Here is a 7,090-nt window from a genome sequence, read left to right as displayed (position 1 = left end):
AACCCGCGACCCTCACCTTGGCAAGGTGATGCTCTACCACTGAGCCACGTCCGCAATTACTTAAGGCTTTGAGTTTAGCAACGGGTCAGCGCTACTCAACACTTCTTGATTTATCTTTGCTGAGCCTGACAAGCGCACCACCCCAGCCAACGCTGCGATATTGACTATGTTACTTAAACCGATGTCAGGCGTGATTTTGTCGAACGCTTTCGATAACAGATTTTGACTTAGCAGCCGAGCCCAAAGGTTCGGTCACCCACTTCGCTTCGAATACTGACTCTATGCCGACTTCAGCGCGTAGCAAAAGACGATGGGGCGAAGTTGGCCACACAACTTCAACGATGAAGCGATCATTTGCAACCCATCCACCGAGTAATGACGCCTTCAAAAATGGTTGATGGCGCGATGGGAGTGTTCCCTCGCTCCACTTGCTCGCGACGAGATCAAAGTTATGTTCGCCATCGTGCGTGACGAGTGTCAAGGTAGTTCCATTCTTTGATGACTCCACGCGAAGTGAAAGAAGGTGATCCGTAAACGGTGCCACTGTTGCAGAACGAGCAAATGTCGCACTCAACGGACCATCAACAATGGCCAAATCAGAACTACTACTGGTGAGGTTTCTAAGTCTCAGTGAAAGTTCTTCGTCACCAGCGTTGTCTTGCTCAAATGACCCAGACAATGCTGGAAGTATGTATTTCCAAACGGTGTCTAATTCTGTTTGCATATCTGCAAGCGCAGCAGTGCAAACAACAACTGCTTCACACTGCGGGATCATTACACAGAGCTGCCCGAATGCGCCGTCACCTCGGTATGCATCGTAGCGGCAGACCCAAAATTGGAAACCGTAGCCCTGTTGCCAATCCGAAGACTCAGAGGAATCAAAATTTTCTACATGTTTTTCGTGAGCTGTCTTTAGATACTCCGCTGGCACCAACTGATCACCGTTCCATTCGCCGAGATGGAGCTGGAGAATTCCAAACTTTGCGATTGATTCGGTCTCTAAGTAAAGCCCCGAGAAACCCTGCGTAATCCCTTCTGGCGACTCCAGCCACTCAACAGTTTCCACTCCCATTGGTGTAAAAAGACGGGACCTTAAGTATTCAAGCAGAGTGCCACCCGTAACTTTAGAAATAATTGCGGAAAGCGTGTACGTGCAGCCTTGGTTGTAACAAAAGTGAGTTCCTGGAGGTTTTATAGGTTCGATTGCAAGAAAATTACGAACCATGTCTGGGTCGCCAACCGAGATGGCAGGCCACGTATCTATCACGTGACCACTAGCCATTGCCAAGAGATGACGAATCTTTAGTCCGGCTGTAAATGGATGAACATCACCCTCTACCTTTTCAGGAAAAAAAGATACGACAGTGTCGTTGATTGAAAGTAGCCCCTCGTGTTCTGCGATTCCGATGGCTGTTGACGTAAAGCTTTTTGATAATGAATACAGCAGATGCGGGGCATTTGCTCTGTATGGCTGCCACCAACCCTCCGTTACTATCTGACCACTTTTCACAATCATGAGAGAGTGCAGGTCTAGTCCTAATGCCTCAATCTGGTCAAGAAACTCAATAATGCCTCGAGCGCTGACGCCAAGTTTTGACGGACTTGTGCGAGGTAACGGCTGACTATTCATTTACACATTTTCCCGTAGCGCATTTCGAAGTATGACCGAGGTCCTCTGTACAGCGTCCATGGCATCAGGAACAGCACCAAGGAAGCTATAAAAACCATGTGTCTGACCCGAATAAATCAAAGTTTCAACTGTTATTCCCGCATCTTGCAGTCGTTGAGCGTATTCCTCACCTTCGCCCCGCAAGAGATCATGCTCAGCAAGAATCATGAGAGTTGGGGCCAAGCCCATCAGTGACGCAGCATGTGCTGGCGAAGCATACGATTCATCTCGACGTTCTGGTTCAACCACATATGTTTCCCAGACAAATCGGAGTCTAGTTACTGAGTTCTTCCCGAAATTTGCTTCTCCCATGAAGCCCTCATATCGAGTGACAAATTCTCTGAGAAAATCGGAATCGACCCTTGAGTCGAGCGCGGGATAGACGAGCAGTTGGAGAGCCAACTTCATGTTGTTGTCTCGTGCGCGCAGCGCAACCGCTGCAGCCAGATTTCCTCCAGCCGAATCACCGCCAATAGCAACACGGTCAAAATGCTGCATTGCCCATTTTGTCGAAGTCCAGCAGTCGTTAATAGCTGCCGGGTACGGATACTCTGGCGCGAGTCGGTAGTCGACAGAAAGCACGCTGCATTGAGCGCGGTTTGCAATCGCACACACGAGTGAATTGTGCTCATCAATCCCACCAAGCACCCAGCCACCGCCATGAAACCACACGAGTACTCCACCTTCGCTATGTTCAGGCGTGTATAGACGGGCAGACACGCCATCAGTATCTAAGTCTTCGATCCTCGCCACAGATTCCGGGACACCGCTTAAAACACGTGCAGCTCGATGTCCGTCTTCTCGAAGTTGATGTATGTCGCGAACATCATTTTTAGGAGGAGGGCCGATTGCCTTAATAATTTCCAACACTTGGAAGGATAAAACTGGTCGAATTATATTCTGATCTAAATTTTTAGAATCTGACACAGTTCCGTTCCCCTATGCTCCAAATATTGATGCTTCGTAGGGTGCAAGTTCAAATGATTTTTCTAATCGTTCCTCATTGCCATCGCTTGGGCGACAGGTGCTCAATGACAAAAGCCATTGCGAGACAGGAAGACTCGCATCCAACTTGACGCGAATTTTTTTGTTCGTAAAGTTAAGTGCCACCAGAGCGTATTTCCCTTGATGTTCACGCAAATAAACCATTGCTTTGTCAGGTTTCCTGATGAGTGGCCGCCAGTTTCCAAGCAAGAGTGCCAGAGAATTTGACCTTAGATTGGACAGTTGGCGATAGAAATTCAGTATTGAATTTGGTTCAGACTCCTGCAGCTCAACATTGCGATTTTTGAAATCAAGAGCCATTCGTAACCAAGGAGTCACTGATGAAAACCCAGCGTTCGATGAAGAGTTCCACTGCATTGGGGTGCGTTCTGGATCTCTTGAGCCAAACACGACACCAGTGTCAAACTGCTCGTCAACGGGAATCTCAACGTCACGCATACCAATTTCTTCGCCGTAATACACGTACGGAGTTCCACGAAGTGTAAATAGCATTGCTGCTACGACCTTCGCGCATGCATCTGCTTCATCTAGTCCAACTTCGCCACCAAATCGAGAACTATGGCGTGACATGTCATGATTGGACATGAAGTAACAAGGCCATGTGTCTTCATCACTTAGGAGGTTGTCCCATTTTGAAATGGCGGTTTGAAAACCCCGTGGGTGCCACTTTTTTTGTTGGGCGATATCAAAGTTAAAAGCCATATGGAGTTTTTTGCAATAACTTGCCGCAACCTCCACTCTCCCATCAAATATTTCGCCTACCGCCATAGATTCTGGATAACTGTCAAGCAACGCACGCAGATCGGTCAAAAAACCATGAAATTCTGGCTGATTCTTGCTGTTGATGTGATGTTGGCGATTCCACACAGTTGTACCTAAGCGACGCGGATTGTCAAGTAAATCAGGATGCTTAAAGTACACATTGCAGACATCAAGTCGAAGTCCGGAAACACCTCGATCGAGCCAAAATCGCATGACATTTATACACGCAGCCCGAACCTCAGGATTGCGCCAATTCAATTCTGGCTGTTCAGGATGGAACGTATGCATGTAGAACTGCTGGGAATCCTCATCGAACGTCCATGCTGGTCCGTTAAACCAAGATCGCCAATTATTAGGTGGACGACCACCGCGCTTTGGATCGCTCCATATGTACCAATCTCTATGCGCACTTGTCTTTCCCGAGCGAGAATCAATAAACCACGGACTCATATTAGATGTGTGATTCAAGACCATATCCATGATGACTTTGATGTTGCGTTTCTTGCATTCTGCAATTAGTTCATCAAAATCTTCATCCGTTCCAAACATAGAATCGATAACAGTATGTTCCGCTACGTCGTAGCCGGCATCACGGCCCGGCGAAACATAGATTGGTGATAACCAAATTGCTTTTACGCCCAAGGATGTATCACTACCGTTATTGAGGTAGTCAAGCTTGCTGATAATTCCGCGAATGTCGCCAACCCCGTCACCGCTTGAGTCGGAGAAGCTTCGTGGAAAGATTTGATAGATCGGTCCTGTTTTCCACCAAGGAACATGCACTACATTCAAGTCTGAAACTTGTTGATCAAATGTTTTTGCGTCACTCATTGTTACTCCTTTTGCCCACTGGATACGTACGAGATTATTGTCGCCATTCAGGTGAGCGGAAGCAAGCGACTTGCCCCCCTGGTCGCTCAGTGGAGCAAAGTGAAGGTTGCTCTTCCCAGCACTGTTGTTGCGAATAAGCGCAACGAGGCGCAAAGGGACACCGCCGCACTCCATCGTCGGCATTTTTGTTTGGCACTTGAGGACTCACGTTGAATTCCCGACGACGAGCGCGCTGAACTTTCGGATCTGGATCCAATGCGGCGCGTTGAAGGACATCGGTGTAAGGGTGTGCTGGTCCAACAAAAACATCGTCAGATAGCCCAGACTCCATGATTCTGCCTTGATAAAGGACGACGACACGATCACACATGTACCTAACTACTTCTAAGTCATGTGAAACAAAAAGATAACTTAGACCTTCACTTTGCTGAAGATCTTTGAGCAGATTGAGGACTTGAGCTTGGACTGACAAATCCAGTGCACTCGTCGCTTCGTCACAAATGACTAGTTTTGGAGACGCCATAAGAGCGCGTGCAATTGCAACACGTTGGCGCTGGCCACCAGATAACTGGCGCGGATATCGATTTATCAGTTCAGCGGGAAGTCCCACGCGTTTAAGCATGGTCAGTACTCGATCGTTGATCATTCCTCGTTCACCACCGCCTAGGGATCGAATGGGTTCTTCGAGAGTTTGGCCAATAGTGCGCATTGGATTAAGCGAACTATACGGATCTTGGAACACCATCTGAGTGTTTCGATAAAACTTTCGCCGCTCATCAAAAGATAAGTGAGTCACATCTTCTCCGGCAAAAGTTATTTGACCAGAAGTGATTGGAACGAGCCCGAGAATGGCGTTCGCGATAGTTGACTTGCCTGAACCTGACTCACCAACAAGTCCAACCGTTTCGCCGGCTTGAATACTAAAACTTGCACCATCGACTGCCATTATTCTCTTGCGACCTTGGCGAAATTCGACACAAAGATCTTGTACCTGCAAAAGATGATCAGACATGACTATTTCGTCTCCGAAGAGAATATTTCGTGAATACGAATACAGCGTGACTCATGATTAGCAGAAACAGTAGTTAGCGAAATCTGATCTTCTTTACAAGCGATAGTTACATATTGACACCTCTGTGCAAACCGGCAACCTGCCGGCCAGCTACCAGGCTGTGGGACACTCCCCGAAATCGCACTAAGTCGACCATGTTCATTGCTCTGGTTTGGCAGCGAATTAAGTAGCCCCTGCGTGTACGGATGTAACGACTGATCAAATAACGACTGAGCCGAAGCATGTTCAACAATTTGTCCGGCGTACATTACGAGAGTACGGTCACAAAGTTCAGAGACCACTCCCCAGTTATGTGTTATCAAAAGAATTGCCATACCTGTCTCGATTTGTAGTCGGCGAAGCAAAGCCAGGATCTCGGCTTGGACAGTGACATCAAGAGCAGTCGTTGGCTCATCAGCGATCAGTAGTTTTGGTCGTCCTGCAAGTGCGAGGGCGATTCCAACACGCTGTGCCATCCCGCCAGACAGTTCGTAAGCGCGTAGTTGAGCCACTCGTTCAGGGTCAGGAAGTTCAACTAACGCAAGAAGCTCGACGGCACGTCGTTTTGCGTCAGATTTCGATATCTTTTCATGACTACGAATCACTTCGCAAAGCAAACTTCCAATCGTAAAAGTTGGATCAAGACTGGCCTGAGGTTCCTGCGAGATATAGGCAAATGTCGAACCACGAAGTTGATAAAAATCATTATCACTAATCCCCGTGATGTCCTGACCATCAAAGACGACACTGCCACCGGTCATTTCAAGTCCATTAGGAAGAAGTCGAAGCATTGCCAGCGCAGACACTGATTTTCCACATCCAGATTCACCCACTAATCCCACTGTTTCACCAGCTCGGATAGCGAACGTGACTCCATCAACAATCGTGACATCGGATTTATTGGTCAAGTACTTCACTTCAAGGCCGGTAACACTCAGCAAATATTCGTCGTTAGTAACAACCTTTGGTGACGATGCTAAGAAATTTTTTTTAACTGATCGCGAGTAGCTTTGCTGTGCTACCGTCTCGTCTTTAACTACAACATCACGAATAGTATTTCCGATTATTGAAAAACAAAGAATTACAAGCACGCTCAATATTCCAGGTGGGTATATAAGCCAACTTTGCTGGATAATTATTTTTGTGCCCTCTCCAATCATCCCGCCCCATGAAGGATCTTCAGTCCCACCAGTTAGACCGAGAAAGGCTATTCCTATCCCAAAGAGCAGTGCGTACGCACAGAAGAGGGTCCCTTGCACAATGATCGGACCTCTGATGCGCGGAAATACGTGTCGAAGCAAAATTCGCAAGTGAGAAAGGCCAGAAACACGAGCAGCCGTAATATAGAGCTCTCCTCTAACTTGTATTGTTGCTGCACGTACAACCCTTAGTGGCGTCGTAAATGAAAGCACCCCAAACGTAACCATCGCGATGTCTTCGTTGCGTGGTAGCGCTGAAAAAACCACAAGTACCAAAATGATTGCAGGGATGGACATCAGCATTTCGACAAAGCGCGAAATTGCCCTATCGGTCCAACCTCCGAAGTAGCCTGCCACGAGCCCTAACGGGATTCCAAGAGTAAGCGCTACCGAGACACCTTCAACAACCGACAACAAGCTCCGACGACCACCAAAGAGAAGACGAGACAATACATCTCGCCCCATTCCATCCGTTCCCAGCCAGTTTTGACGAGTTGGGTAGGTCAAAATTCGCGAGAATTCCATGGCATATGGGTCATACGGAGCCAAGAAAGGGGCAAGAAGGGAAGAAAC

General features: G+C 47.7%; 5 protein-coding genes. All 5 read right to left on the bottom strand.

The window, feature by feature from the left end; genetic code table 11:
- Window positions 1–184 precede the first annotated feature (184 nt).
- Complete coding sequence (locus Q0668_RS16380) at window positions 185–1,630, bottom strand: serine hydrolase domain-containing protein (RefSeq protein WP_298866575.1); 1,446 nt, start codon at window positions 1,628–1,630, stop codon at window positions 185–187.
- Window positions 1,631–2,596 carry an alpha/beta hydrolase gene (locus tag Q0668_RS16375; RefSeq protein WP_298866573.1) on the bottom strand — a complete coding sequence of 322 codons (966 nt, stop codon included), beginning with the start codon at window positions 2,594–2,596 and terminating at the stop codon, window positions 1,631–1,633.
- 12 nt (window positions 2,597–2,608) lie between these two features.
- The gene (locus tag Q0668_RS16370) at window positions 2,609–4,267 is read right to left on the bottom strand and encodes an alpha-glucosidase (RefSeq protein ID WP_298866570.1); all 1,659 of its coding nucleotides are present in this window, start codon (window positions 4,265–4,267) and stop codon (window positions 2,609–2,611) included.
- Between the two features lie 34 nt (window positions 4,268–4,301).
- Window positions 4,302–5,279, bottom strand: coding sequence for an ABC transporter ATP-binding protein (locus tag Q0668_RS16365; protein ID WP_298866568.1), 978 nt, complete (start codon window positions 5,277–5,279; stop codon window positions 4,302–4,304).
- Between the two features lie 2 nt (window positions 5,280–5,281).
- Window positions 5,282–7,090: dipeptide/oligopeptide/nickel ABC transporter permease/ATP-binding protein (locus Q0668_RS16360; RefSeq protein WP_298866566.1), on the bottom strand; the 1,809-nt coding region annotated here is incomplete at its 5' end.

It is taken from the genome of uncultured Gimesia sp. (assembly GCF_937910335.1).
GTDB lineage: Bacteria > Planctomycetota > Planctomycetia > Planctomycetales > Planctomycetaceae > Gimesia.
Note: the sequence above shows the minus strand (reverse complement) of the source record. Positions and strands in the feature narration are given on the sequence as shown.

Excerpts from the sequence above, each read along its gene's own strand:
- Q0668_RS16380 (WP_298866575.1), bottom strand. The coding sequence starts at position 1,630 with ATGAATAGTCAGCCGTTACCTCGCACAAGTCCGTCAAAACTTGGCGTC.
- Q0668_RS16370 (WP_298866570.1), bottom strand. The coding sequence starts at position 4,267 with ATGAGTGACGCAAAAACATTTGATCAACAAGTTTCAGACTTGAATGTA.
- Q0668_RS16365 (WP_298866568.1), bottom strand. The coding sequence starts at position 5,279 with ATGTCTGATCATCTTTTGCAGGTACAAGATCTTTGTGTCGAATTTCGC.